Source organism: Ottowia pentelensis, from assembly GCF_964341695.1.
On sequence record NZ_OZ224513.1, the window covers coordinates 670323 to 696611 of the forward strand.

The 26289-nt window shown below is 68.5% G+C and carries 18 protein-coding genes and 1 pseudogene; 6 read left to right on the plus strand and 13 right to left on the minus strand.

The features are described 5' to 3' along the window. Positions 1–37 precede the first annotated feature (37 nt). From ACWHMB_RS03215 to ACWHMB_RS03240, 6 genes are all read right to left on the minus strand, one after another. The gene (locus ACWHMB_RS03215; RefSeq protein WP_293225782.1) at positions 38–1201 is read right to left on the minus strand and encodes an ABC transporter substrate-binding protein; all 1164 of its coding nucleotides are present in this window, start codon (positions 1199–1201) and stop codon (positions 38–40) included. Positions 1202–1287: 86 nt separating this feature from the next. After that, on the minus strand, positions 1288–3147 hold the full coding sequence (locus tag ACWHMB_RS03220; protein ID WP_377481558.1) for an AMP-dependent synthetase/ligase: 1860 nt from the start codon (positions 3145–3147) through the stop codon (positions 1288–1290). A gap of 4 nt (positions 3148–3151) precedes the next feature. Next, positions 3152–3925 (minus strand): ABC transporter ATP-binding protein, encoded by a 774-nt coding sequence (locus ACWHMB_RS03225; RefSeq protein WP_293220455.1) that lies wholly within the window; start codon positions 3923–3925, stop codon positions 3152–3154. After that, positions 3922–4734: an ABC transporter ATP-binding protein gene (locus ACWHMB_RS03230; protein WP_293220452.1), complete on the minus strand. Its 813-nt coding sequence runs from the start codon at positions 4732–4734 to the stop codon at positions 3922–3924. Before ACWHMB_RS03230 ends, ACWHMB_RS03225 begins: the two co-directional genes overlap by 4 nt. Then, entirely contained in the window at positions 4731–5807 is a 1077-nt protein-coding gene (locus ACWHMB_RS03235; RefSeq protein WP_293220449.1) for a branched-chain amino acid ABC transporter permease, read from the minus strand. Before ACWHMB_RS03235 ends, ACWHMB_RS03230 begins: the two co-directional genes overlap by 4 nt. Positions 5808–5820: 13 nt before the next feature. Further along, positions 5821–6696, minus strand: coding sequence for a branched-chain amino acid ABC transporter permease (locus ACWHMB_RS03240; protein ID WP_377481555.1), 876 nt, complete (start codon positions 6694–6696; stop codon positions 5821–5823). Positions 6697–6792: 96 nt separating this feature from the next. Between ACWHMB_RS03240 and ACWHMB_RS03245 the strand changes: the two genes are divergently transcribed. From ACWHMB_RS03245 to ACWHMB_RS03255, 3 genes are all read left to right on the plus strand, one after another. After that, the gene (locus ACWHMB_RS03245; protein WP_377481551.1) at positions 6793–7605 is read left to right on the plus strand and encodes a crotonase/enoyl-CoA hydratase family protein; all 813 of its coding nucleotides are present in this window, start codon (positions 6793–6795) and stop codon (positions 7603–7605) included. Positions 7606–7724: 119 nt separating this feature from the next. Continuing rightward, positions 7725–8930, plus strand: a complete 1206-nt coding sequence (locus ACWHMB_RS03250) for an acetyl-CoA C-acetyltransferase (protein ID WP_377481548.1) — start codon at positions 7725–7727, stop codon at positions 8928–8930. Between the two features lie 183 nt (positions 8931–9113). Then, the gene (locus tag ACWHMB_RS03255; protein ID WP_377481545.1) at positions 9114–11261 is read left to right on the plus strand and encodes a 3-hydroxyacyl-CoA dehydrogenase NAD-binding domain-containing protein; all 2148 of its coding nucleotides are present in this window, start codon (positions 9114–9116) and stop codon (positions 11259–11261) included. Here ACWHMB_RS03255 and ACWHMB_RS03260 read toward each other — a convergent pair. Continuing rightward, positions 11255–12748 (minus strand): AMP nucleosidase, encoded by a 1494-nt coding sequence (locus tag ACWHMB_RS03260; protein WP_447648433.1) that lies wholly within the window; start codon positions 12746–12748, stop codon positions 11255–11257. The genes ACWHMB_RS03255 and ACWHMB_RS03260 overlap by 7 nt on opposite strands. A gap of 144 nt (positions 12749–12892) precedes the next feature. Between ACWHMB_RS03260 and ACWHMB_RS03265 the strand changes: the two genes are divergently transcribed. Further along, positions 12893–13303 carry a YbaN family protein gene (locus tag ACWHMB_RS03265; protein WP_377481539.1) on the plus strand — a complete coding sequence of 137 codons (411 nt, stop codon included), beginning with the start codon at positions 12893–12895 and terminating at the stop codon, positions 13301–13303. Positions 13304–13355: 52 nt separating this feature from the next. Here the strand turns inward: ACWHMB_RS03265 and ggt are convergent, their stop codons facing one another. The 4 genes from ggt to ACWHMB_RS03285 form a co-directional block, all read right to left on the minus strand. Then, positions 13356–15173 (minus strand): gamma-glutamyltransferase, encoded by a 1818-nt coding sequence (ggt, locus tag ACWHMB_RS03270; protein WP_377481536.1) that lies wholly within the window; start codon positions 15171–15173, stop codon positions 13356–13358. A 123-nt stretch (positions 15174–15296) separates the two neighbouring features. Then, positions 15297–17051 (minus strand): AMP-binding protein, encoded by a 1755-nt coding sequence (locus ACWHMB_RS03275; protein WP_377481533.1) that lies wholly within the window; start codon positions 17049–17051, stop codon positions 15297–15299. A 48-nt stretch (positions 17052–17099) separates the two neighbouring features. Further along, positions 17100–20393 (minus strand): fused isobutyryl-CoA mutase/GTPase IcmF, encoded by a 3294-nt coding sequence (gene icmF / locus ACWHMB_RS03280; protein ID WP_377481530.1) that lies wholly within the window; start codon positions 20391–20393, stop codon positions 17100–17102. A 41-nt stretch (positions 20394–20434) separates the two neighbouring features. After that, positions 20435–21268, minus strand: coding sequence for a PPK2 family polyphosphate kinase (locus ACWHMB_RS03285; protein WP_293222434.1), 834 nt, complete (start codon positions 21266–21268; stop codon positions 20435–20437). 284 nt (positions 21269–21552) lie between these two features. Between ACWHMB_RS03285 and ACWHMB_RS03290 the strand changes: the two are divergent. Together ACWHMB_RS03290 and ACWHMB_RS03295 are read left to right on the plus strand one after the other, a co-directional pair. After that, positions 21553–22074: pseudogene (locus tag ACWHMB_RS03290) on the plus strand (MBL fold metallo-hydrolase); the annotation flags it as partial. A 216-nt stretch (positions 22075–22290) separates the two neighbouring features. Next, the gene (locus ACWHMB_RS03295; RefSeq protein WP_377481979.1) at positions 22291–22692 is read left to right on the plus strand and encodes a rhodanese-like domain-containing protein; all 402 of its coding nucleotides are present in this window, start codon (positions 22291–22293) and stop codon (positions 22690–22692) included. 757 nt (positions 22693–23449) lie between these two features. Here ACWHMB_RS03295 and ACWHMB_RS03300 read toward each other — a convergent pair. Both ACWHMB_RS03300 and ACWHMB_RS03305 read right to left on the minus strand, forming a co-directional pair. After that, on the minus strand, positions 23450–24907 hold the full coding sequence (locus tag ACWHMB_RS03300; RefSeq protein ID WP_377481527.1) for an amidase: 1458 nt from the start codon (positions 24905–24907) through the stop codon (positions 23450–23452). A 7-nt stretch (positions 24908–24914) separates the two neighbouring features. Next, the gene (locus tag ACWHMB_RS03305) at positions 24915–26213 is read right to left on the minus strand and encodes an alpha/beta hydrolase family protein (RefSeq protein WP_377481525.1); all 1299 of its coding nucleotides are present in this window, start codon (positions 26211–26213) and stop codon (positions 24915–24917) included. Positions 26214–26289 lie beyond the last annotated feature (76 nt).

The window sequence follows — 26289 nt, forward strand, 5'->3', positions numbered from 1 at the left end:
CGCCCGCGGGCGGCTTGGGGCGTGATGGCCGGTTGGCTTACTTGAAGTAGTCCGACACCACCTTCCAGCGTCCGTCCTGAATTTGCGACAGGCGCGAGCGCTCGGTGCCCAGGCGTTTCTTGGCCGTGTAGGTGAGGGTGTCGCTGCCGAACATGTCGGGTTCGATGGGAGCGCTTTCCATGCCCTTGATGAAGCTCTCGGTGGTCAGGTTGGGGCCGGCGCGCTGCGCGCCCTGGATGAAGTTGTCCATGATCTCGTAGCCGTAGACCGAGAACACGCCCGGATCCTCGTTGAACTTGGTCTTGTACTTGTTGGCCCAGAAGCGGATCGGCTGCGAGGCATCGTCCAGGTACGGAACCTGGATGGCCGAGGTGGAGTAGAAGCCGTCCATGGCCTTGCCGCCCAGCTTGTGGATCAGGTCGGTATAAGAGGCCGTGGTGCCCATGAAGGTGGGGTTGTAGCCGGTCTTGCGTGCCTCGCCGATGGCGCCGATGGTTTCGCGGATCACGGTGCCCATCACCACGAAGTCGCAGCCGGCGGACTTCAGCTTGGCCACCTGCGAGGAGAAGTCGGTGGCGCCGCGCTTGTAGGTGGTCTTCTCGGCCAGCTGCATGCCGATGGTCTTCAGGCCGTCCTCCGCGCCGCGCATCACCTCCAGGCCGAACTCGTCGTCCTGGTACAGCGCGCAGACCTTCTTGGCGCCCTTTTCCTTTACCAGGCGCGGCGTGCCGGTGCGCGTCTGGTCGTAATAGGGCACGCTGAAGCCGAACTTGAGGTTCAGGTTGGGCGGCTCGAACATTTCGCGCGCGCCGGTGAGCGGGTAGAAGTTGATCACCTTCTTGGGAAACAGCACCGGGAAGGTGGCGATGTTGGGGGCCGTGCCGATGTGGCCGAGCATGGCGAAGATGTGGTCCTGGTTGACCAGCTTTTGCGCCGCCAGCACGGCGCGCTTGGGGTCGTAGCCCGAGTCCTCGGACTTGAACACCAGCTTGCGGCCGTTGATGCCGCCCTGCTCGTTGATCTCGTCCACGCGCAGCTGCATGCCGTTGCGCGCCTGTTTGCCGAAGCCCGCCAGCGGGCCCGACAGGTCCTGGATGGTGCCGACGGTGATCTCGGTCTTGCTCACGCCCTGGCTTTGGGCCAGGGCCGGGCCGGCCGCGACGGCCAGCGCGCAGGCGAGGGAAAACAGGGTGCGTTTCATGGGCTGAGGCCTCCTTGGGTTGATGGGCGAATTGTGGATGGATGTGGCGCCGAGGGCGGCGGTGATTTCCCTGATACGGCCGTGTTTCAGTGGCCGTACATGGCTTCGATCTGCGGCGCGTACTTGGTCTGCACCAGCTTGCGCTTGAGCTTCATGGTGGGCGTCAGCTCCTCGTCCTCGGCCGTCAGCTGGGTGTCGAGCAAAAAGAATTTCTTGATCTGCTCGACGCGGGCGAACTTGCGGTTGACCTCGTCGATCACGCCCTGGATCAGCGCCTGCACCTCGGGCGCGCGCGTCAGGCTGGCGTAGTTGGAGAACGGCACGTCGTGGTCCTGCGCGTATTTCTCCACGTTTTCCTGGTCGATCATGATGATCACCGTCAGGTAGGCGCGCGCATCGCCGATCACCACCGCGTCGGTCACGTAGGGGCTGAACTTGAGCTCGTTTTCCAGCTCGCTGGGCGTGATGTTCTTGCCGCCCGCGGTGATGATGATGTCCTTCATGCGGTCGGTGATGCGGTAGAAGCCCTCGGCGTCCACCGTGCCGACGTCGCCGGTGCGCAGCCAGCCGTCGGACGTGAAGGTCTCGGCGGTCTTCTCGGGCAGGTTCAGATAGCCGGCGAACACGTTGGGGCCCTTGACCTGGATCTCGCCCGTGGCCGCGTCCAGGCGCACCTGGTTGAAGTCGGCCGCCGGCCCGATCGAGCCGGGCTTGATGCGCGCTACCGGCACGCCGGTGGAGGCGCCGCAGGTCTCGGTCATGCCCCACACCTCCAGCATGGGCACGCCCAGCGACAAATACCACTTGACCAGTTCGGGTGAGATCGGCGCCGCGCCCGTCACCAGGTAGCGCGCGCGGTGGATGCCGATCATCTTGCGCACGTTGTCCAGCGCCAGCCAGCGCGCCAGCCGAAAGCGCGCCTTGAGCGAGCCCGGCACCGGCTGGCCGGCCAGCACGCGGTCGGCGATCTGCCGGCCCACGCCGATGGCCCAGGCGTAGGCCGCCTGCTGCAGGCGCGTGCTTTCCTTCAGCGCGATGGTGACGCCGGAATAGAACTTCTCCCACACGCGCGGCACGGCGGTGAACACCGTGGGCGCGATCTCGCGCACGTTCTCGGGCACGGTGTCGGGGTTCTCGACGAAGTTGAGCTTGGCCCCCGTGTACAGCGAGTAGTACTCGCCGCCCATGCGCTCGGCGATGTGGCACAGCGGCAGAAAGCACATGCACTCGTCCTGCTCGCTGCGCGCGATCAGCGTGTTGTAGCCGCGCGCGGTATAGACCAGTGCCGAGTGCCGGTGCATGGCGCCCTTGGGCTTGCCGGTGGTGCCCGAGGTGTAGACCAGGATCGCCAGGTCGTCGGGCCGCACGGCTGCCACGCGCTGCTGGAGCGCGTCCGGGTGCTGGCGGTTGTAGGCGCGCCCCAGTTCGCGCAGCGCGTCCAGGCTGATCACCTGAGGGTCATCCATGTCGCGCAGGCCTTCCATGTCGAACACGACGATCCGGGCCAGCAGCGGCAGTTGCTCGCGCACCTCCAGCGCCTTGTCCAACTGCTCGTCGTCCTCGACGAACAGCACGCGCGTGCGCGAGTCCTCGCACAGGTAGTGCACCTGGCTGGCGGCGTCGGTGGGGTAGATGCCGTTGGCCACGCCGCCGCACGACAGCACGGCCAGGTCGGCCAGCACCCATTCGGGCACGGTGTTGGACAGGATCGAGGCGGTCTCGCCGGCCGCCAGGCCCAGGCTCATCAGGCCGCCGGCGATCTCGGCCACGGCCTCGCCCACCTGCGTCCAGGTCCAGCTGCGCCACAGGCCCAGGTCCTTCTCGCGCAGCCACACGCTGTCGCCCCGCTGCGCCACCGCGTTCCAGAACATCGCGGCGATGGTGTCGCCGGGCACCACGACGTCGGTGCGCGGCTGGATGTGCGACAGGTCCCACAAGTTCGACACGGACTTATCTCCAAGTTTTCTTTTTCTTCCAGCGCCGCTCGCCGCGCACGCCGGACTCCTTCATGCCCAGGTAGAACTCCTTGATGTCCTCCTTCTCGCGCAGGTGGGCACAAGTGTCTTCCATCACGATGCGGCCGTTTTCCAGCACGTAGCCGTAGTCGGCGGCGTTCAGCGCCATGTTGGCGTTCTGCTCCACCAGCAGGATGGTGGTGCCGCGCTCGCGGTTGATGCGCACCACGATCTCGAAGATCTCCTTGGTCAGCTTCGGGCTGAGGCCCAGGCTGGGCTCGTCCAGCAGGATCAGCTCGGGCTGGGCCATCAGCGCGCGGCTGATGGCCAGCATTTGCTGCTGGCCGCCCGACAGCAGGCCGGCGTCCTGCGCCTGGCGCTCCTTCAGGATCGGAAAGTACGCATACACCTGCTCCATGTCGCGTGCCACGCCGTCGCGGTCGCGACGGGTGTAGGCGCCCATCAGCAGGTTGTCGTGCACCGACAGCAGCGGAAACACCTCGCGTCCCTCGGGCACGTGCATCAGGCCCTGCTGCACGATGAAGGCCGGGTCGCGCGCGGTGATGTCGGCCCCCTTGAAGTGCACGCTGCCCTTGCGCGGGTCGATGATGCCCGAGATGGTCTTGAGGATGGTGGTCTTGCCCGCGCCGTTGCTGCCCAGCACGGTGGCGATCTGCCCCTGGCTGACCTGCAGGCTGACGCCGCGGATGGCCTTGATGGGGCCGTAGGAGCTCTCGACGTTGGCCAGCTGAAGCACGATATTGCTCATGCCGCCCTCCGCAGCGAGGACACGTCCTCGACCGAGCCCAGATAGGCCTCGACCACGCCGGCGTCGGCCTGCACCTCGGCCGGCGTGCCCATGGCCAGCACCTCGCCCTGGTTGAGCGCCACCACGCGGTCGGACACGCGCGAGACCAGGCCCATGTCGTGCTCCACCATCAGCACGGTCACGCCCAGCTCGTGCACGATGTCCTGGATCCAGAAGGCCATGTCGTCGGTCTCCTCCACGTTCAGGCCCGACGAGGGTTCGTCCAGCAGCAGCAGGCGCGGCTCGGCGCACAGCGCGCGCGCCAGCTCGACCACCTTGCGCACGCCGTAGGGCAGGCCGGCCACCAGCAGGTCGCGAAAGCGTTGCAGGTCCAGCAGGTCGATCACGCGCTCGACGTGCTCGCGCGCGGCCAGCTCGGCGCGGCGCGTGGCGGGGGTGAACAGCAGCTCGCTCCAGAAGCCCGTCTGGCGGTGCGTGTGGCGCCCCACCAGCAGGTTGTGCAGCACGCTGGCGTGCTCGAACAGCTCGATGTTCTGGAACGTGCGCGCGATGCCCAGCGAGGCCACCTGGTGCGGCGCCTGTGCGGTGAGGTCGATCCGGCCCTGCGGGCCGGCGTACTCGATGCGGCCGCTGGTGGGCTGGTAGAAACGACTGATCAGGTTGAACACCGTGGTCTTGCCGGCGCCGTTGGGCCCGATCAGGGTGAACACCTCGCCGGCGCGCACGTCGAAGCTGACGTCGCTCACGGCCAGCACGCCGCCGAAGCGCACGCTGAGATTCTTGGCGGAAAGCAGGACGTCGGCGCTCATTTCAAACGATCCGATTTCTGGAACGACTTCTGGCGCTTGAACATGCCGCGCTGGTAGAAGGGGAACAGCTGCAGCCAGGTGCGCATCTTCAGCCAGCGGCCGTACAGGCCCAGCGGCTCGAACAGCACGAAGCCGACCAGCACCACGCCGTAGACCACCGCCTGCAGGCCGGGCGCCTGGCCGATGGCGTCGGGCAGCCAGTCCTTGCCCAGGGCGATCAACTGCGGCATGGCGATCAGGAAGATGGCGCCCAGGAAGGCGCCGTGGATGGAGCCCAGGCCGCCGATGACAACCAGCAGCAGCAGGTCGATGGACTGCAGGATGTTGAACTGGTCGGGCGTCAGAAACTGGATCTTGTGCGCGTACAGCGCCCCGGCCAGGCCGGCCAGCGCGGCCGACAGCGCGAACGACAGCGTCTTGTAGCGCGCCAGGTTGATGCCCATGCTCTGCGCCGAGATTTCGGAGTCGCGGATCGCCACGAAGGCGCGGCCGGTGGGCGCGCGCAGCAGGTTGACGATGCCCAGCGTGGCCAGCACGGCGGTGACCAGGCACAGGGCGTAGAAGCCGTGCGTCGACTCGATCGTCCAGCCGAAGAAGGACGGCGCCTGCACCGACAGGCCGGCGTTGCCGCCGGTCACGCTTTCCCAGCGGGCAAAACCCTCCTCGACGATGAAGCCGAAGGCCAGCGTGGCGATGGCCAGATAGATGCCCTTGACGCGCAGCGCCGGCAGGCCCACCACCACGCCCACCGCGGCGGCCAGCACGGCGGCGCCCACCATGGCCAGCGGAAACGGCCAGCCGGCGTTGGCCAGCACCGCCTGCGTGTAGGCGCCCACGCCCAGGAAGGCCGCGTGCCCGAGCGAGATCTGCCCGGTGTAGCCCGACAGCAGCATCAGCCCCAGGCCGGCGATGCCGTAGATCAGGATGAAGGTCAGCTGCGCCAGCCAGTATTCGGGCAGCAGCCAGGGCGCCGCCAGCAGGCCCAGCAGCAGCAGCCCGTACCAGAACACGTGCCCGCCGTGCTTGGCCAGGCGGATGTCCTGCTCGTAGCTGGTCTTGAAAATGAAACGCATCGTCAGAAACCTGCTAGACCTTCTTGGTGAGCCGCTCGCCGAACAGCCCGTTGGGTTTGACCATCAGCATCAGCAGCACCACGATGTAGGCGGCGATGTCCTTGAAGCCCTCGGGCAGGTAAAAGCCCGACAGCGACTCGACCACGCCGATCACCAGCCCGCCCACGATGGCGCCCGGCAGGCTGCCGAAGCCGCCCACCACCGCGGCCGGAAAGGCCTTCAGGCCGATCAGGCCCATGTTGGCGTACACGAAGGTGATGGGCGCCAGCAGCAGGCCGGCGATGGCGGCCACGGCGGCGGCCAGGCCCCACACCAGGCCGTTCAGGCGCTTGACCGGGATGCCCATGTAGTACGCGGCCAGCTGGTTTTGCGACGCCGCCTGCATGGCGATGCCCAGCCGCGTGAAGCGAAACAGCGCGTACAGGCCGGCGCACAGCACGGCGGTGACGGCGATCACCACCATCTGCTCGGCGCTGAGCACCAGCGCGCCCAGGTTCCAGATCTGATCCTTGTAGGGCACCGGCAGGGCGTGGGTCTCGGTGCCGATGCCGGGGATCATGGTGATCGCGCCGCGCGCCACGTAGCCGATGCCGATGGTCAGCATGACGATGGTGAAGGCCGGCTGGCCCAGGATGGGGCGGATCACCGCGCGCTCCATGCCGACGCCGAACAGGCCCATGGCGGCGATGCTGGCCAGCACCGCCAGCCAGAACGGAAAACCCAGCAGCGTCATGCCGACGTAGCCGCAGAAGGCGCCCAGCATCATCAGGTCGCCCTGCACGAAGCTGACGGTCTCGGTCGCCTTGTAGATCAGCACGAAGCCGAGCGCGATCAGGCCGTAGATGCAACCCTGCGCCACGCCGCTGATCACCAGTTGGATGAACTCCACGCTATCCCCAATGCTGTGCGTTGCCAAAATTCGTCAGACTCTAAGGGCGCGATGCGCTGGCCGCATCCCCGAAAAACCCTTAGCAGCCGCAAGCCCATGACCGAAGTCCGCGTCGAGCAGATCGACACCGTCACCGTCGTCACACTGGAGCGCCCCGACGTGCGCAACGCCGTGGACGCGGCCACCGCGCGCGCCCTGCACGCCGCCTTCATGGCCTTCGAGGCCGATGCCACCGCCCGGGTGGCGGTGCTGCACGGCGCGCACGGCCACTTCTGCGCCGGCTGGGACCTGCAGGCCGGCGCGCGGCTGGCGCGCCAGGACGCCGGCGCCGCCCAGCGCCTGCAGGATGAGCTGGAGTTCGACGCCGCCGACGTGCAGCCCCTGGGCCCCATGGGCCCCTCGCGCCTGCTGCTGTCCAAGCCGGTGATCGCGGCGGTGGAGGGCGCGGCCGTGGCCGGCGGCACCGAGCTGGCCCTGTGGTGCGACCTGCGCGTGATGGCCGAGGACGCCTACTTCGGCATCTTCTGCCGGCGCTTCGGCGTGCCGCTGATCGACGGTGGCACCGTGCGCCTGCCGCGCCTGATCGGCCAAAGCCGTGCGCTCGATTTGATCCTGACCGGGCGTCGGGTCGACGCGGCCGAGGCGCTGGCCATGGGCCTGGCCAACCGCGTGGTGCCGGCCGGCACGGCGCGCGCGGCGGCCATTGCCCTGGCGCGCGAGCTGGCGGCCTTTCCGCAGGCCACGCTGCGCGCCGACCGGCTGAGCGCCCTGACGCAGTGGGACTGGCCTTTGCCCCAGGCCCTGCAGCGCGAGTGGGACGGCGGCAAGCGCTGCATCGGCGCCGCGCTGGCGGGCGCCGCGCGCTTTGCCGGCGGCGCCGGGCGGCATGGCGATTTCGAGGGCGGCTGAGCGGCGGCACGCGGCAGGCCGGCGGGCCGGGAGCGTCGGTTTCAATTTAATCGAGCAATTGCTTGGTTAAATGTCTATACTGCCTTTTTTGTCCGATTTCCTGCTGAGGAGTTACCCCGATGACCGAAGCCTATGTGTTCGACGCCATCCGCACGCCGCGCGGCAAGGGCAAGAAGGACGGCAGCCTGCACGAGGTCAAGCCCGTCGATCTGCTGGCCGGCACGCTGCAGGCGCTGCGCTCGCGCCACGACTTCGACACCGCGGCGGTCGACGACGTGGTGATGGGCGTGGTCTCCCCCATTGGCGAGCAGGGCTCGGTGATCGCCAAGGTCGCCGCGCTGAAGGCCGGCTGGGACTGGCGCTGCGCCGGCGTGCAGATCAACCGCTTTTGCGCCTCGGGCCTGGAGGCGGTCAACCTGGCGGCGCAAAAGGTGCGCTCGGGCTGGGAAGACCTGGTGGTCGCCGGCGGGGTGGAGAGCATGAGCCGCGTGCCGATCGGCAGCGACGGCGGCGCCTGGGCGCAGGACCCGGCCACCAGCCTGAAGACCGGCTTCGTGCCGCAGGGCATCGGCGCCGACCTGATCGCCACGCTGGAGGGATTCAGCCGCGCCGACGTCGATGCCTTTGCCGTCACCTCCCAGCAGCGCGCCGCCGCCGCGCGCGCGGCCGGCCACTTCAAGGGCTCGGTGGTGCCGGTGCAGGACTTTCTGGGCCAGACCATTCTGGATGAAGACGAGTTCATCAAGCCGCGCACCACGGTCGAGGCGCTGGCGGGCCTGAAGGCCTCGTTCGAGCAGTTGGGCGCCATGGGTTTCGACGCTGTCGCGCAGGAGCGCTATCCGCAGGTCGAGCGCATCGTGCACGTGCACCACGCGGGCAACTCATCGGGCATCGTCGACGGCGCGGCGGCGGTGCTGATCGGCAGCGAGGCGGCCGCCAAGGCGCATGGCCTGAAGCCCCGCGCGCGCATCGTCGCCACCGCGCTGTCGGGGGCCGATCCGACCATCATGCTGACGGGCCCCATGCCGGCCACGCAAAAGGCGCTGGCCAAGGCGGGCCTGACCATCGATCAGATCGATTTGTTCGAGGTCAACGAAGCCTTTGCCGCCGTGCCCATGAAGTTCATGAAGGACCTGAAGGTGCCGCACGAGAAGCTCAACGTCAACGGCGGCGCCATCGCCATGGGCCACCCGCTGGGGGCGACGGGCGCGATGATCCTGGGCACGCTGATCGACGAGCTGCACCGCCGCCAACTGCGCTACGGTCTGGCGACGCTGTGCGTGGGCGGTGGCATGGGCATTGCCACCATCGTCGAGCGTTTGTGAGGCCGGAACAGCCGAACAGCCGAACGCAGAGGACGCAAAGGATTCGCAGAGGACGCAAAAGAACAGCCAGAAATTTTTATGGTTTTTTCTGCGCCCTCTGCGAAATCTCTGCGACCTTTCTAATTCAAATCAAGCTATAGCGCTTGTTGGGCAAGCGCGAACAGCTATCAAATCAATAGAATCATGACATTTCAAACGCTGCGTTGCGAACTGGCCGACGGCATCGCCACCCTCAGCTTCGACGAGCCGAATTCGCCCGTCAACACCATGTGCGCCGCCTGGCAGGACGACATCGTCGCGGCCGTGGAGCAGATCGCCGCCCAGAAGGACCAGCTCAGGGGCGTGATCCTGGCCTCGGCCAAGAAGACCTTCTTTGCCGGTGCCGACCTGAAGAGCGTGATGCGCCTGACCGAAGCCGATGCGCCCGCCGTGTTTGCCGAGATCGAGCGCCTCAAGCGCGCCTTTCGCACGCTGGAGACGCTGGGCATCCCGGTGGTGGCCTGCCTGAACGGCAGCGCCCTGGGCGGCGGCTGGGAGGTGGCGCTGGCGGCGCACCACCGCGTCGCCGTCGACGACCCCAAGAGCCAGTTCGGCCTGCCCGAGCTGACCCTGGGCCTGATCCCCGGCGCCACCGGCATCACCAAGATGACGCGCCTGCTGGGCCTGATGGGCGCGCAGCCGTTCATCATGGAAAGCCAGCTGTTCAACCCGCGCCAGGGGCACGAACTGGGCCTGGTGCACGAGCTGGTCGCCAGCGATGGCGAACTGCGTGCGCGGGCGCTGGCCTGGATCGCCGCCAACCCGCAGGCGAAGCAGCCCTGGGACGACAAGGCCTACAAGATTCCGGGCGGCACGCCGGCCAACCCCAAGATCGCCGGCGGCCTGGTCGTCGCGCCCGCCATGCTGACGGCCAAGACGCACGGCAACTACCCCGCGCCCGAGGCGGCGCTGTCGGCCATGGTCGAGGGCGCCCAGGTCGACTACGACACCGCCACGCGCATCGAAAGCCGCTACCTCGCCAGCCTGATGGCCGGCCCGGTGGCGCGCAACATGATCAACACCTTCTTCTTCAACCTCAACGCCATCAAGAGCGGCCAGTCGCGCCCCAAGGACGTGCCGCGCTTCAAGCCCGCCAAGGTCGGCATCCTGGGCGCCGGCATGATGGGCGCGGGTATTGCCTACGCCCAGGCCAGCCGCGGCATCGCCACCGTGCTGAAGGACGTATCCAGCGAGAAGGCCGAGCAGGGCAAGGGCTACAGCGCCCGGTTGACGCAAAAGCGCGTGGACAAGGGCCGCATGAGCCCGGTCGACCAGCAGGCGCTGCTGGGCCGCATCACGCCCACCGCCAGCGCGGCGGATTTGCAGGGCTGCGAGCTCATCATCGAAGCCGTGTTCGAGCAGCGCGAGCTGAAAGCCAAGGTCACGCAGGAGGCCGAACCCATGCTGGCCGCCGGCGGCTTCTTCGCCAGCAACACCAGCACCCTGCCCATCAGCGGCCTGGCGCAGGCCAGCAAGGCACCGGCCAAGTTCGTCGGCATCCACTTCTTCAGCCCGGTCGACAAGATGAAGCTGGTCGAGATCATCCGCGGCCAGCAGACCGACGATGAAACGGTGGCGCGCGCCTTCGACTACGTGCTGGCGCTGGGCAAGCTGCCCATCGTGGTGAACGATTCACGGGGCTTCTACACCAGCCGCACCTTCGGCACCTACGTGATGGAAGGCGCGGCCATGCTGGGCGAGGGCATCCCCGCCGCCGTGATCGAGAACGCGGCGGTGCAGGCCGGCCTGCCGGTGGGGCCGCTGGCGGTGCTGGACGAAACCGCGCTCAGTCTGTCGGTGCATGTGCTCGACCAGACGCGGGCCGACTACCAGGCCGAGGGCAAGGTGTTCGAAGCCACGCCCGGCGAGCTGCTGGTCGAGCGCATGGTGAAAGAGCTGAAGCGCAACGGCCGCGCGGCCGGCGGCGGCTTCTACGACTATCCGCAAGGCGCCAAGAAGCAGCTGTGGCCCGAACTGAAGAAGCTGTTCGAGAAGCCCGGCGCGGCCTGGAACGTCAAGGACATCCAGGATCGCCTGCTGTACCGTCAATCCGTCGAAACCGCGCGCTGCCTGGCCGAGGGCGTCCTGACCAGCGTGCACGACGCCAACGTCGGCAGCATCTTCGGCATCGGCTTTCCGGCCTGGACGGGCGGCGCCATGCAGTTCATCTATGGCCAGGGCATCGCAGCCTTCGAGGCGCGCTGTGCCGAGTTGGTGGCCGCGCATGGCCAGGGTTTTGCGCTGGATGCGGCGGCGAAGGCGGCGATTCGCAAGTTCGAGCCGCGTTACTGAAACGCCACCTCCGCAAAACTCCTCAGCTTGCGGCTGTGCAGCCGGTCCAGCCCGTTCTCGCTCAGGCGCTCCAGCGCGCGGATGCCGATTTTCAAATGCTGGTTGACGCGCTCGCGGTAGAAGTGGTTGGCCATGCCGGGCAGCTTGATTTCGCCGTGCAGGGGCTTGTCGCTCACGCACAGCAGGGTGCCGTAGGGCACGCGAAAGCGAAAGCCGTTGGCGGCGATGGTGGCGCTTTCCATGTCCAGCGCCACGGCGCGCGACTGCGAAAAGCGCTGCTGCGGCGCGCCTGCGCCCAGCAGTTCCCAGTTGCGGTTGTCCGTCGTCGCCACGGTGCCGGTGCGCAGGATGCGCTTGAGCTCGGCGCCCTGCAGCTGGGTGATTTCGGCCACCGCCTCCTGCAGCGCGATCTGCACCTCGGCCAGCGCGGGCACGGGGATCCACAGCGGCAGCTCCTCGTCCAGCACGTGGTCCTCGCGCACATAGCCGTGCGCCAGCACGTAGTCGCCCAGCTGCTGGCGGTTGCGCAGGCCGGCGCAGTGGCCCAGCATGATCCAGGCGTGCGGGCGCAGCACGGCCACGTGGTCGGTGATGTTCTTGGCGTTGCTGGGGCCGACGCCGATGTTGACCATGCTGATGCCGCTGCGGTCGCCCCGCATCAGGTGGTACGCAGGCATTTGCGGCAGCCGCTCGGGCGCGGCGCCGCGTTCGTCGCCCGCCTGCGCGGCGCTGCCCACGCGCCGCGTGAGCACATTGCCCGGCTGCACGAAGGCACTGTAGGGGCTGTCGGCCCTTTTCATCTCGGCCTCGCCCAGGGCGATGAACTCGTCGATGTAGAACTGGTAGTTGGTGAACAGCACGAAGTTCTGGAAGTGCTCGGGCGCGGTGCCGCTGTAGTGGCGCAGGCGCTGCAGCGAATAGTCCACGCGCGGCGCGGTGAACAGCGCCAGCGGCAGCGGCTCGCCGGCGCGCGGCAGCTGCGTGCCGTTGGCGATGCGGTCGTCCATGGCCATCAGGTCGGGCAGGTCGAACACCTCGCCCAGCATGGCGCGCTGCCAGGGCGCCAGGCCGCCGTCGAAGTACTCGCCGTCGGCAAAGCTGAAGGGCAGGGGAATGGGCTGGTTGCTGATGCCCACTTCCAGCGGTGCGTCGTGGCTGGCCAGCAGCAGGCCGAACTGCTCCAGGTAGTAGTCGGCAAACAGGTCGGGCCGCGTGAGCGTGGTTTCGTAATGCCCCGCGTGCGCCACGAAGCCGTAGGCCAGGCGCGTGTCGGGGTGCGTGCTGTGCGTGGTGCGCAGGCGCACGAAGGGGTAGCAGGCGCGCACGTGCGGCAGCGCGTTGGCGGGCGGCTGGGCCAGTGCCATGAAGGATTGCAGTTGCGCGCGCAGATGCGCCAGGCCGGCCTGGTAGATGTCCTGCACGCGCGCCAGCGCGGCGTTGGCGTTGTGAAAGGCGGTGGGGGCGATGAAGGGGGGGCGTGATTCCATGCCCCATTGTCCACGCGGATCGCGGCGTTTTCATGACACGGGTCAAGGCGGGATCGGCGCTGGCGGCTAAGATGATGAGGCACCCGATTAATCCTGATTTGATAGCTGCTCGCGCTTGATTGACGGGCGCTAACACCTGATTCTATGCCTGAAACCGCTGCCCCCGTCCCGCGGCAGTCACGCCACCGCCAGCGCGTGACGATGGCGCTGTGGCGGCTGCTGGCGCTGGCGGCGTTTGCGCTGGGCGTCGTCGGCGCTTTCTTGCCGGTGCTGCCCACGGTGCCCTTCCTGCTGCTGGCGGCCTGGGCGGCGGGCAAGGGCTGGCCGGCGTTCGAGGCCTGGTTGCTGCGCCATCCGCGCTTCGGCCCGCCCGTGCGGCGCTGGCGCACGCACGGAGCGGTGTCGCGCAAGGCCAAATGGCTGGCCACGGCGACGATGACGCTCAGTGTCATCGCCCTGCAGTTCATGGGCGCGGTGGCGCCGTGGGTGCGCGTGGCGGTGCCGCTTTTTCTGCTGGCGATGGGCGTCTGGTTGTGGCGGCGACCGGAGGCTTGAACGGCGCAAGAAAAAGCCCGCCGGGCGGCGGGCTCGGGGCGAGCAGGCCAGGTCAGAAGCCCAGCGTGCGCCCGTCCGGGTTGCGCGGGTCGGAGTAGCCCCACAGCGTGTCGCCGTGGATCTGGATGGTCTGCGTGCGGCCCATGGTCGGCTTGACGACCACGTTCTGTCCCTTGTCCTTCAGCAGCCGGATGGTGTCGGGCGAGAAGCCCTTTTCGACGCGCAGCTCGTCGGGCGTCCACTGGTGGTGAAAGCGCAGCTGCGAGGCCGCCTCGGCCGGGTTCATGCCGAAGTCGATGCCATTGACGATCTGCTCCAGCACGGTGGTGATGATGCGCGGCCCGCCCGGACTGCCGGTGACCAGCCAGGGCTTGCCGTCCTTCAGCACGAAGGTGGGCGTCATCGAAGACAGCGGACGCTTGCCGGCCTGCACGGCGTTGGCGTCGCCGCCGATCACGCCGTAGGCGTTGGGCACGCCGGGCTTGGCCGAGAAGTCGTCCATCTCGTTGTTGAGCATGATGCCGGTGCCCGGCGCCACGATGCCGCTGCCGAAGTTGGTGTTGAGCGTGTAGGTGACGGCCACCATGTTGCCGGCCTTGTCCACCACCGAGTAGTGCGTGGTCTGGTCGCTCTCGTACGGCTGGGGCTTGCCGGCGCGGATGTCCTTGGCGCTGCGCGCCTTGTCGGGGTTGATCTGCCTGGCCAGTTCGTCGGCGTATTTCTTGCTGGTCAGCCCCTTGAGCGGAATCTTGACGAAGCCCGGGTCGCCCAGGTATTCGGCGCGGTCGGCATAGGCCAGCTTCATGGCCTCGGCCATGTGGTGCACGGTGTTGGCGCTGTTCAGGCCCCAGTCCTTGATGGGCCAGCGCTCCATGATGTTGAGGATTTGCACCAGGTGCGCGCCGCCGGAGGAGGGCGGCGGCATGGTGACGATCTCGTAGCCGCGGTAGCTGCCGCGCACCGGCTCGCGCTCGACCACCTTGTAGTTTTTCAGGTCGGCCAGGCTCATGGGGTTGCCGTTCCTGGCCATGTCGGCGGCGATCTTGTGGGCGATCTCGCCTTCATAAAAGGCCTTGGCGCCCTGCCGGGCGATCAGGCGCAGCGAGTGGCCCAGGTCTTTCTGCACCAGCCGGTCGCCGGCCTTCAGAGGCGCGCCGTTTTTCCAGAAGATGGCCTTGGTGGCGTCCCACTTGCCCATGTTCTTGGTCTCTTGCTGGAGCACCTTGGCCAGGGTTTCGCTCACGGGGTAGCCCTTTTCGGCCAGTTGGATGCTGGGCGCCAGCAAGCGGGCGAGCGGCTGCGTGCCCCAGCGTTGCAGCGCATGCGTCATGCCGGCCACGGTGCCGGGCACGCCCACGGCATAGTGAGTGTAGAGCGACTTGCCGTCGATCACCTTGCCACTGGCGTCCAGGTACATGTCGCGGCCGGCGGCGGCGGGCGCCACCTCACGAAAATCGAGCGCCACGGTTTTTGCCGACTTGGCGTCATACACCATCATGAACCCGCCGCCGCCCACGTTGCCGGCGTTGGGCAGGGCCACGGCCAGCGCAAAGCCGATCGCCACCGCCGCATCCACCGCGTTGCCGCCGGACTTGAGCACGTTCAGGCCGATGTGGGAGGCCAGCTCCTGCTCGGTGGCGACCATGCCCTTGTGCCCCACCACCGGGTGGAACACGTCCATGTCGAAGTCGTAGGCGGCCGCCGCGGCCTGCGCGGCGGAGGTGGGCGCGGCGGCAGCGCCAGCGGCGGCGACGGGTGTCGGCGGGGTGGCCGCCGCTGTCTGCGGCGCGGTGGCCGTGGGGGTGCTGCAGGCGGCCAGGACGGCCAGGGCCAGACCGGCCAGCAGCAGCTTGGGGGTGGGCTTTGCCATCGCTCTCTCCTCGCGACAAAAAAGCCATGCTAGCGGCAAGCGGGCGCGCAGCGGGCACGAAGTTGTCACCGAACGTGGCGGCACCCCGGGCCGCCACGGGTCAATGCCGATGCCGAGCGAGGTTCAGCTCTTGAGGTCGGGAAAGTCTTCCTCGAAGTACTCGCCCGCGTCCCGGGTGCCGCGCTCGCGCCGGCTGATCTCGAGCTGGCGCAGCTCGACGCGCCGAATCTTGCCCGAGATGGTCTTGGGCAATTCGGTGACGAACTCGATGCGGCGCACGCGCTTGTAGGGCGCCAGCGCCTGGCGCGCGAAGGCCAGCACGTCGAGCGCCATCGTCCGGTCGGCGGCGCTGCCCTGCGTGAGGATGATGAAGGCCTTGGGCACCGCCAGGCGCACCGGGTCGGGGCTGGGCACCACGGCCACCTCGACCACCGCCGCGTGCTCGATCAGCGCGCTTTCCAGCTCGAACGGGCTGATGCGGTAGTCGCTGGCCTTGAACACGTCGTCGGCGCGGCCGACGAAGGTGTAGTAGCCCTGCGCATCGCGCTGCGCCACGTCGCCGGTGCGGTAGTAGCCGCCGTGCATCACCTCGGCGGTGCGCTCGGGGCTGTCCTCGTAGCCGGCCATCAGGCCCAGCGGGCGGCCGGTGCCGGGGTGGCCGCCGGGCGCCTCGCCCGGCACGTCGTCGAGCTTGAGGCAGACCTCGCCCTCGTCGGCCTCGCGGCCCTCGGCATCGAGCAGCGCGATGCGGTAGCCGGGCATCGGCAGGCCCATCGATCCGGGCTTGACCGGCAGGCCGGGCGCGTTGCCGATGATGGCGGTGGTTTCGGTCTGGCCGTAGCCGTCGCGCAGGGTCAGGCCCCAACTGGTCTTGACCTGCTCGATGATCTCGGGGTTGAGCGGCTCGCCGGCGCCGATCACCTCGCGCAGGGCCAGCTTGCCGCGCCAGGCGGCCAGGTCTTCCTGGATCAGCATGCGCCACACGGTGGGCGGCGCGCACAGCGTGTTGACCTGGCAGCGCGCCATGGTCTCCAGCAGGCTGGGCGCGGCAAAGCGCGCCACGTTGTGCATGAAGATGCAGGCGCCCGCGTTCCAGGGCGCGAAAAAGCAGCTCCAGGCGTGCTTGGCCCAGCCGGGCGAGGAGATGTTCATGTGGATGTCGCCCGGCTTCAGGCCGATCCAGAACATGGTGGACAGATGCCCCACCGGGTAGCTCTGGTGCGTGTGCAGCACCAGCTTGGGCTTGGACGTGGTGCCCGAGGTGAAGTACAGCAGCAGCGGGTCGGTGGCCTGCGTGGGGCCGTCGGGCGTGAAGGCGTCGCTGCCGGCGCGGCTGGCGTCGAACGCCGTCCAGCCCGGCTGCGCGGCACCCACCACGATGCGGGTGTAGTCGCCCGCCACCGATTCGAACTTGGGCGCATGCGCCTCGCCGGCCACCACGTGGCGCACGTGGCCGCGCTCGATGCGGTCGCGCAGGTCGGCCGGGGTCAGCAGGGCCGAGGCCGGGATGACCACCGCGCCCAGCTTGAAGGCGGCCAGCATGGTCTCCCACAGCGCCACCTCGTTGCCCAGCATCAGCAGCATGCGATCGCCGCGCCGCACGCCCAGCCCGCGCAGCCAGTTGGCCACCTGGTTGGAGCGCGCCGCCATGCGCGCGTAGCTGATCTTCTGCTCGCCCGCGCCTTCATTGACGATCCACAGCGCCGGCGCGTCACCGTCCTCGCGCGCCAGGCGGTCGAAGTGGTCGAGCGCCCAGTTGAATTGCGTCAGACGTGGCCAGCGAAAGCTCGCGCCCACCTTGGCGGGGTCGCCGCGGTGGGTCAGCAGGTGGTCGCGGGCGGCGCGAAAGGCGATGGCGTCGGCGGTGATGGCGGTCATGACGGGTCTCCTGTTGTGGTCTTGGGCGGACTCTACTTCCGCGCGGCCTCACATGCTGCGCCGGTACTGTCCCCCCACCTCGAACAGGGCATTGGTGATCTGCCCCAGCGAGCACACGCGCACGGCGTCCATCAGCACCTCGAACACGTTGGCGTTGTCGATCACGGCCTGCTGCAGGCGCGCCAGCATGGCCGGCGACTCGGCCGCATGGCGCTGGTGGAAATCCTGCAGGCGCGTCAGCTGGCTCTGCTTTTCTTCCTCGGTCGAGCGCGCCAGCTCGATGTGCTCGGGCACCGGGTCGCCGTGCGGGTTGCGGAAGGTGTTGACGCCGATGATGGGCAGCTCGCCCGAGTTTTTCAGCTGCTCGTAGTACAGGCTTTCTTCCTGGATCATGCCGCGCTGGTAGCCGGTCTCCATCGCGCCCAGCACGCCGCCGCGCTCGCTGATGCGCTCGAATTCGGACAGCACGGCCTCTTCGACCAGCTCGGTCAGCTGCTCGATGATGAAGGCGCCCTGGTTGGGGTTCTCGTTCTTGGCCAGGCCCCATTCGCGGTTGATGATCAGCTGGATGGCCATGGCGCGGCGCACCGATTCCTCGGTCGGCGTGGTGATGGCCTCGTCGTAGGCGTTGGTGTGCAGGCTGTTGCAGTTGTCGTAGATGGCGATCAGCGCCTGCAGCGTGGTGCGGATGTCGTTGAAGGCGATCTCCTGCGCGTGCAGGCTGCGGCCGCTGGTCTGGATGTGGTACTTCAGCTTCTGGCTGCGCTCGTTGGCGCCGTATTTTTCCTTCATGGCCACGGCCCAGATGCGTCGTGCCACGCGGCCCATCACGGTGTACTCGGGGTCCATGCCGTTGCTGAAGAAGAAGCTCAGGTTGGGCGCGAAGTCGTCGATGTGCATGCCGCGCGCGAGATACGCCTCGACCAGCGTGAAGCCGTTGGACAGCGTGAAGGCCAGCTGGCTGATCGGGTTGGCGCCGGCCTCGGCAATGTGATAGCCGCTGATGCTGACCGAGTAGAAGTTGCGCACGTTGTGGTGCACGAAGTATTCGGCAATGTCGCCCATCACCTTCAGGCTGAACTCGGTCGAGAAGATGCAGGTGTTCTGCCCCTGGTCTTCCTTCAGGATGTCGGCCTGCACCGTGCCGCGCACGTTGGCCAGCACCCATTCGCGGATCTTGGCGGCCTCGGTGTCGGTCGGCTCGCGGCCATTGTCCTGCTTGAACTTGGCCAGGTTCTGGTCGATGGCCGCGTTCATGAACATGGCCAGGATGGTGGGCGCCGGGCCGTTGATGGTCATGCTGACGCTGGTCGTCGGGCTGCACAGATCGAAGCCGTCGTACAGCACCTTGATGTCGTCCAGCGTGGCGATCGACACGCCCGAGTTGCCGACCTTGCCGTAGATGTCGGGCCGCGGGTCGGGGTTGGCGCCGTACAGGGTGACCGAGTCGAAGGCTGTTGAGAGGCGCTTGGCCGGCATGCCTTCGCTCACCAGCTTGAAGCGGCGGTTGGTGCGAAAGGCGTCGCCCTCGCCGGCAAACATGCGCGTCGGGTCTTCGCCCTCGCGCTTGAAGGCGAAGGTGCCGGCGGTGTAGGGGTAGCTGCCGGGCACGTTGTCCAGCATCAGCCACTTGAGGATTTCGCCGTGGTCTTCAAACGTGGGCAGCACCACCTTGCGGATGGTGGTGCCCGACAGCGACTTGTGCGTCAGCTGGGTGCGGATTTCCTTGTCGCGGATCTTCACCACGTACTCGTCGCCGGCGTAGGCCTGTTGCATGGTGGGCCACTGCGCCAGCAGCTTGCGCGCGTCGGCGTCCTGGCGTTCGGCGCGGGCCTCGGCCAGCTTTTGCACCGTATCGCGCGCGCCGCTCTTCTTGGGGTCGTCCTCGCTCAGCATGCGCGCCGAAGCGTGCAGCTGCTGCACCTCGCGCGCCAAGCGGGCCTGGGCCTGCACGCGCTGCTTGTAGCCGCGCACGGTCTCGCCGATCTCGGCCAGGTAGCGCACCCGTGGCCCCGGCACGATGGGGGTCTGGCTGGTGCTGTGGCGGGTGTGGACGGGCGCCAGCCGGCCTTCCTTCACCGGCAGGCCCAGCGCCGCCAGGCGGGGCTTGAGCGCCTGGTACAGCGCCGTCACGCCGTCGTCGTTGAAGTGCGAGGCCTGGGTGCCGAACACCGGCATGTCCTGCGGCTTCTTGCCGAAAGCCTCGCGGTTGCGCTGCATCTGCTTGGACACGTCGCGCAGCGCATCCATGGCGCCCTTGCGGTCGAACTTGTTGATGGCCACGAACTCGGCGAAGTCCAGCATGTCGATTTTTTCGAGCTGGCTGGCGGCGCCGTACTCGGGCGTCATCACGTACATCGGCACGTCGACCAGCGGCACGATGGCGGCGTCGCCCTGGCCGATGCCGGGTGTCTCGACAATCACCAGGTCGAACCCGGCGGCCTTGCAGGCGGCAATGATGGCGGGCAGGGCGGGCGTGACCTCGCCGCCCGCCTCGCGCGTGGCCAGGCTGCGCATGAACACCCGCTGCCCGCTGCTCCAGGGGCCGATGGCGTTCATGCGAATGCGGTCGCCCAGCAGCGCGCCGCCCGACTTGCGCCGGCTGGGGTCGATGGAGATCAGGGCCACGCGCAGGGCGTCGTCCTGGTCCAGCCGCAGGCGGCGGATCAGCTCGTCGGTCAGGCTGGACTTGCCGGCGCCGCCGGTGCCGGTGATGCCCAGCACGGGCGCCTTGCTCTTGGCGGCGGCGGCCTGCACGGCCTTGAGCAGGGCGGCGTCGGCATGGCCGTTCTCGAGCGCGGTGATGAGCTGCGCCAGCGCGCGCCAAGCGGCCTCGCCGGGGCCCTGGATGGCGTCGATCTTTTTCGGCGCGTGGCCCGACAAATCCTTGTCGCAGCGCATCACCATCTCGCCGATCATGCCCTTGAGGCCCATGCGCTGGCCGTCCTCGGGGCTGAAGATGTGGGCCACGCCGTAGTCCTGCAGCTCGCGGATCTCGGCCGGCACGATCACGCCGCCACCGCCGCCATAGACTTGGATCTGCTCGCCGCCGCGCTGCTTCAGCAGGTCGATCATGTACTTGAAGTATTCGACGTGCCCGCCCTGGTAGCTGCTGACGGCGATGCCCTGCACGTCCTCCTGCAGCGCGGCGGTGACGATCTCGTCCACGCTGCGGTTGTGGCCCAGGTGGATCACCTCGGCGCCCATGCCCTGGATGATGCGGCGCATGATGTTGATGGCCGCGTCGTGGCCGTCGAACAGCGAGGCGGCGGTGACGAAGCGCACCTTGTTCCTGGGGCGGTACTCGGCCAGGGCTTTGTAGTCGGCGGACAGTTCGGTCATGGGTGGTTTCCTATGGTTTTAATAGCAACTTGCGCTGACTGTCATTGCACGACAAGCCCTTTCAGCCTTGGATCGTCCGGCGGGTAGCGCAGTTTGAGCGACTGCAGCCGGTCGCGTACCAGGGTGGCGATCATCAGGTTGCGGTGCGTCTTGCTGTCGGCCGGCACCACGGTCCAGGGCGCCCATTCGGTGGAGGTGGCGCGCAGCAGGTCTTGATACGCGCGCTGGTAGTCCGGCCACTGCTTGCGCACCTCCAGGTCGTCCAGGCTGAACTTCCAGTGCTTGGTCGGGTCGTCGACGCGTTCCTGCAGGCGCTCGCGTTGCTTGTCCTTGCTGATGTGCAGCATGAACTTCATGATCACGGTGCCGTTCTCGCTCAGCATGCGCTCGAAGTCGTTGATCTGGCGGTAGCGCTGGCGGGTGGTCTTGCCGTCGATCCAGCCATTGACCACCGGTACCAGCACGTCCTCGTAGTGGCTGCGGTTGTGGATCATGAACTCGCCGGCGGCCGGCATCATGGCGTGGATGCGCCACAGGTAGTCGTGGCTGCGTTCCAGCTCGGTCGGTGCTTTCCAGCCCTGGGTGCGCACGCCCAGCGGGCTGGTCTCCTTGAACACGGCGCGGATGGTGCCGTCCTTGCCGGCGGTGTCGGTGCCCTGCAGCAGCACCAGCAGTCCAAGGCGGCGTTCGGCCCAGAAGATGTCCTGCAGGGCGTCGATCTCGGTCGACAGCTCGGCCACGCGCCGTTTGTCGGCCTCCTTGTCGCCACTCGAAAACGGCTTGTCGCCCGGGTCGCGATCCTTCAGCGCGAAGCCCTTGCCGCCCACCGGCACCTGCCAGCGTTCCCTGTCCCTGGAAGCGTTCTTCTTCGCCATGCGTTCGGCTCCCGTTCTGAATTGACGTTTACGTAAACGTCACATTATGCGGATTCGGCCCGCCAAAGGCCAGCCCCCGCAAGCGGCTCGGCGCCCGCTCGTGCAGTTTGTACAGGATAACGGCGCGGGCCGCAGGCGGCGGGCGGCGCTCGGCAAGGTCTTCGTCGCCACGCTTGGCGGCCTGATCGCAGCCGCTCGCCCCGGCGCGGACGCCATTGCCGAGATGCGCTTGCGGTGGGCGGGCGCAGGCTGCGCCCGTTCTCGCGCCGCTCTAAACTGCGCGCATGACCCCGACCCAACTGTTCGACCCCGCCTCCAGCACCTACACCTACCTGCTGTTCGACGAGGGCACGCGCGAGGCGCTGATCATCGACCCGGTGGACGAGCAGCTCGAGCGCGACCTGGCCGAGTTGCAGCGGCACGGCCTGACCTTGAAGTGGACGGTGGAAACCCACGCCCACGCCGACCACATCACCAGCGCCGCCAGGCTGGCCGAGCTGACCGGCGCGCGCATGGCCGCGCCGGCCGGCTGCGACGTGGGCACGGCCGCCGTGCAACTGCAAGACGGCGACACGCTGGACTTCGGCGCCGAGACCCTGCGCGTGCTGCACACCCCCGGCCACACCGCCGGCAGCGTGTGCTTCGTGTGGGCGCCGCGCCGCCAGCCCGAGCCGGCGCTGCTGTTCAGCGGCGACACGCTGCTGATCCAGGGCTGCGGACGGGCCGATTTCCAGTCCGGCGATGCGGGCAAGCTGTACGACAGCATCACGCACAAGCTGTTCACCCTGCCCGACACCACCGTCGTCTGGCCGGCGCACGACTACCACGGGCGCTCGCAGTCCACCATCGGCGCCGAGAAGGCCAGCAACCCGCGCCTGGCGGGCAAGACGCGCGAACAGTTCATCGCCCTGATGGCCGAGCTGCACCTGCCGCGTCCGCGCCGCATCGACGAGGCCGTGCCGGCCAACCAGCACTCGGGCCTGCGCCAGGACGCCGGCGGCGCGCCACCGCCCGACGACACCGTGCGGCCGGCCCCCGGCTATGCAGGCGACGTCACGCCGCAGACCGCGCTGGCCTGGATGCAGGCCGGCCGCGCCGTGCTGGTCGACGTGCGCACCGACGCCGAGCGCGAATGGGTGGGCTTCGTCCCCGGCGCGCAGCCTGTGGCCTGGAAGCAGTGGCCCGGCATGGCCCTGAACGCCGACTTCGACGCCCAGGTGCGCGCCGCCGCCCAGCACGGCCAGCCGTTGGCCATGCTGTGCCGCAGCGGCGTGCGCTCGATTGCCGCCGCGCGCCGCGCGACCGAGCTGGGCCTGGTGGCCTACAACATCCTGGGCGGCTTCGAGGGGGACTTGAACGAGCAGGCCCACCGCGGGCAGCTGGGCGGCTGGCGCAAGGCCGGGTTGCCTTGGCGGCAGAACTGAGCAAACGACTTGCTCCCTCGCCCCTTTGGGGAGAGGGCTGGGGTGAGGGGCTTTGGGCGTTGGATGAGTCAGTGGTGTTTGCTTCGTTGCTGACGCTGCAGGCGTCGGCTGGCCGGGATGTGCGCCCGGCGGCGCACCTACTTTCTTTTGCGTCGCCAAAAGAAAGTAGGCAAAGAAAAGGCGACCCCAAGTCTGCGACCCCTTCGCGTTGCTACGGGGCAGACCTGCGCCACGGCGCTTGTGGGGTGCGCGGTGGAACTCGCTGCGTTCACTGCGTTCTCTCCGCTCAGACAACCCCCGCGAGTCAGACCACGAAGCGCGTGCATCCTGCGGTGCACGCGCCACCCCGCAAACACCGCGCCGCAGGCGCAGCCACAGGGGTTTTGATGCGGGCCATCGCTGCGCTCGGCCCCGGCTTTGAAATCCCCTCTGGCCGTGCCGAGAAGCGCAGCGGCTGGGGCGGGCATGGGCAGCGCAGCATGCCCATGCTTCGTGTTCTGACTTGCTGCGGTTGTCTGAGCGAAGCGCGCAGCGCGCAGCGAGTTCCGCAGCACCGCCCCAGACGCGAGCATCGCAGGTTGCCCGCAGCGCAGCGCAGGGACACGGCCAGTGGGGTCGCCTTTCTTTTGCCTTCTTTTCTTTGGCGACGCAAAGAAAAGAAGGTGCGCCGCCGGGCGCACATCCCGGCCAGCCCGCGCATCCAACGCCGCAAGCCCCTCACCCCCACCCTCTCCCCAAAGGGCGAGGGAGCAAGCCATCAATCCGTCGGAGTCGGCGGCTCCACCGCCAGCCAGTCTCCAATCACCTGTTCATACGCTTCGGCCAACCGCAACACGCCCGCATCGTCCAGCGGCCGGCCGATGAGTTGCAGGCCCAGCGGCAAGCCGACCTCGTTGAAGCCCGCCGGCACGCTGATGCACGGCAGGCCGGCGAAGGTGGCGTAGATCACCACCTCCATCCAGCGGTGGTAGGTGTCCATGGCGCGGCCGGCGATCTGGCGCGGCCAGCGCTCGGCGGCGTCGAAGGGCCAGACCTGGGTCGTCGGCAGGGCCAGGAAGTCGTGGCGCTCGAACAGTTTCAGCATCTGCTGGTGGAACTGCGTGCGCGTGACGCTGGCGGCCATGAACTGCGCGGCGCTGCAGCCCTGCGCCTGCTCGTGTTCCCACAGCGCCTCGGGCTTGATGTGGGCGCGGTTGCTGTCCTTGAGCAGAAAGGGCGCGATGCGCGCGGCCACCAGCACGCGGCGCCACACCAGCCAGGCGTCCCACACGCGCTCGGGCGGCAGGCCCAGGCGCGCCGGTTCGACGGTGCAGCCCAGGCCTTCCAGGCGGCGCAGGGCGGTGGCGCAACCGTCCAGGATGCCCGGCGCCATGGGCAGGTAGGCGTCCAGGTCGGCCAGCCAGCCGATGCGGGCCTTCTTTGGGTCGAATATGCCTTCAGCGCCCGCCAGTTGTGCGCTGCCAGCTATCGAAAGAGGAGAATCCGGCGACCATCCGGCCTGGGTGGCCAGCAGTCGCGCCACGTCGCGCACGCTGCGGCCCATGGGGCCTTCGGTGCCCAGTTGGCTGACCCACACGTCCTGCGCCGGCCACATGGGCACGCGGCCCTGCGAGGGGCGAAAGCCGAACACGTTGTTCCACGCCGCGGGGTTGCGCAGGCTGCCCATGAAGTCCGAGCCGTCGGCCACCGGCAGCAGGCGCAGCGCCAGCGCCACGGCCGCGCCGCCGCTGGAGCCGCCGGCGGACTTGCGGCGGTCGAAGGCATTCAGCGTGGTGCCGAACACCGGGTTGAAGGTGTGCGAGCCCAGACCGAACTCGGGCACGTTGCTCTTGCCGACGACGATGCAGCCGGCGGCCTTCATGCGCGCTGCCATCAGCCCGTCCTCGCGCGGGATGAAGTGGCGCATCAGCGGCGAGCCCAGCGTGGTGGGCAGGCCGGCGGCGTTGGTCAGGTCCTTGATGGCCTGCGGGATGCCGTGCAGCCAGCCGCGCGAGCGGCCCCGCGCCAGTTCGGCGTCGCAGGCGTCGGCTTCGGCCAGCAGTTCGTCGTCCGGGCGCAGCGACACCAGCGCGTTGTACCGCGGGTTGAGCCGCCGGATGCGCGCCTGGTAGGCCTGCATCACCTCGCGGCACGAGGCGCGGCGGGCGTGGATGGCCTCGGACAGCGCGCTGGCATCCAGCGCGGTGAGGGCTTCGCCCGGCGTCGCAGGGGCCATGGCGGGACTACAGGCCGTGCGCCGTGTTGGCCATCACCTGCAGGGCGTACGTGAAGTACTCCGGCACGCAGGCCACGTGCCCGGCGGGCGTGACCGAGCTGCATTCGCGCAGCGTGACCGGCGCGCCGCCGGTGGCGCGCAGGGTGTTCAGCGCCGACACCGAGGCGGCGAAGGGCACGGTCTGGTCATCGCGCCCGTGAAACAGGTAGACCGGCGCCGTGGGCGTCCAGCCCCAGTGCACGCTGCTTTCCTGCATCAGGGTGTCGCGGTCGTCGGCCAGGTAGGCATCGAGAAAGCGCGCGTCGTAGCGCACGTCGGCATCGCCCGGAACCAGCTCGCGCAGCAGTGCGCGGCGCACTTCGTTGCGCACCGAGCTGCCGAGGTACCTGAGGGTGCCGGGCCGCAACATCCAGGCCACGGCCGGATATTCGTCGCGCACCAGCGCGAGCAAGCCGTCCAGCGTGGCCTGCATGTCGTAGGGCCCGGCGGCGGGCAGGCTGGCCTGCAGTTGCGTGCCCAGGGGGCTGCCGCTGCGCGTGATCTCGCGCTGGGCGGCCATGGTGGCGTAGCCGCCTTCCGAATAGCCGACCAGGTAGAGCTGGCCGTTGTCGGCCACGCCGCTGGCTGCGCGCCAGGCCTGGGCGGCCTCGATCATGTCGATCACGGCGCGTGCCGTCGGGCGCGACAGCAGGTAGGGGTGCGGCGTGCCCTGGCTTTGGCCGAAACCCACGTAGTCGGCCGCCACCACGATGTAGCCCTGCGAGGCCAGCACGATGGGGGGCTCGCCCGGCTCCAGCTTGAGCGAGGGGGCGCTGGCGTTCTCGAACGTGGTGGCGTGCTGGTAGCTGATGACGGGGCTGCGCGCGCCAGCGGCTTTCTGGGGCAGCGCCACCAGGCCGGAGGCCTGCACCAGCGCGCCGTCGGCGTCTTCGGTCAGATAGCGCAGGCGATAGGTGCTGACGGCGTAGCGCGCCGGAATCTCGGGCACCTTGGATTGCTGGGTGGCCAGGGCCGCGTCGATGGCCGATGCGCTGATCTCGATGCCCGGCACGGTGTCGAGCCACTGCCCGGCATGGGGTGCCGGGGCGGGCGCTGGTGCGGGTGGGGGTTCAGGCGTCGGTTCGGGCGCAGGCGTGGGGGCCGGTGCGGGCGTCGGCGCCGGGGTCGGATTCGGGGTCGGTCCGGGCGCTGGATCGCCGTCGCCGCCACAGGCCACCAGGGCCAGGGACAGGGCGCAGGCCACGAGGACCCAGCGCCGCGGGCGGTGGGTGGACGCGAACGGCGTCGAGACGGAAAACAAGGCCATGGGAGTGTCGACTCGGGGATGTGAAACGGCGCCCGAAGGCGCCGTCTTTGGGGGAAAAGGGCTCGCCTTGGAGCGA

Excerpts from the sequence above, each read along its gene's own strand:
- ACWHMB_RS03215 (WP_293225782.1), bottom strand. The coding sequence starts at position 1,201 with ATGAAACGCACCCTGTTTTCCCTCGCCTGCGCGCTGGCCGTCGCGGCC.
- ACWHMB_RS03225 (WP_293220455.1), bottom strand. The coding sequence starts at position 3,925 with ATGAGCAATATCGTGCTTCAGCTGGCCAACGTCGAGAGCTCCTACGGC.
- ACWHMB_RS03230 (WP_293220452.1), bottom strand. The coding sequence starts at position 4,734 with ATGAGCGCCGACGTCCTGCTTTCCGCCAAGAATCTCAGCGTGCGCTTC.
- ACWHMB_RS03235 (WP_293220449.1), bottom strand. The coding sequence starts at position 5,807 with ATGCGTTTCATTTTCAAGACCAGCTACGAGCAGGACATCCGCCTGGCC.
- ACWHMB_RS03245 (WP_377481551.1), top strand. The coding sequence starts at position 6,793 with ATGACCGAAGTCCGCGTCGAGCAGATCGACACCGTCACCGTCGTCACA.
- ACWHMB_RS03250 (WP_377481548.1), top strand. The coding sequence starts at position 7,725 with ATGACCGAAGCCTATGTGTTCGACGCCATCCGCACGCCGCGCGGCAAG.
- ACWHMB_RS03255 (WP_377481545.1), top strand. The coding sequence starts at position 9,114 with ATGACATTTCAAACGCTGCGTTGCGAACTGGCCGACGGCATCGCCACC.
- ACWHMB_RS03260 (WP_447648433.1), bottom strand. The coding sequence starts at position 12,748 with ATGGAATCACGCCCCCCCTTCATCGCCCCCACCGCCTTTCACAACGCC.
- ACWHMB_RS03265 (WP_377481539.1), top strand. The coding sequence starts at position 12,893 with ATGCCTGAAACCGCTGCCCCCGTCCCGCGGCAGTCACGCCACCGCCAG.
- ggt (WP_377481536.1), bottom strand. The coding sequence starts at position 15,173 with ATGGCAAAGCCCACCCCCAAGCTGCTGCTGGCCGGTCTGGCCCTGGCC.
- ACWHMB_RS03275 (WP_377481533.1), bottom strand. The coding sequence starts at position 17,051 with ATGACCGCCATCACCGCCGACGCCATCGCCTTTCGCGCCGCCCGCGAC.
- icmF (WP_377481530.1), bottom strand. The coding sequence starts at position 20,393 with ATGACCGAACTGTCCGCCGACTACAAAGCCCTGGCCGAGTACCGCCCC.
- ACWHMB_RS03285 (WP_293222434.1), bottom strand. The coding sequence starts at position 21,268 with ATGGCGAAGAAGAACGCTTCCAGGGACAGGGAACGCTGGCAGGTGCCG.
- ACWHMB_RS03300 (WP_377481527.1), bottom strand. The coding sequence starts at position 24,907 with ATGGCCCCTGCGACGCCGGGCGAAGCCCTCACCGCGCTGGATGCCAGC.
- ACWHMB_RS03305 (WP_377481525.1), bottom strand. The coding sequence starts at position 26,213 with ATGGCCTTGTTTTCCGTCTCGACGCCGTTCGCGTCCACCCACCGCCCG.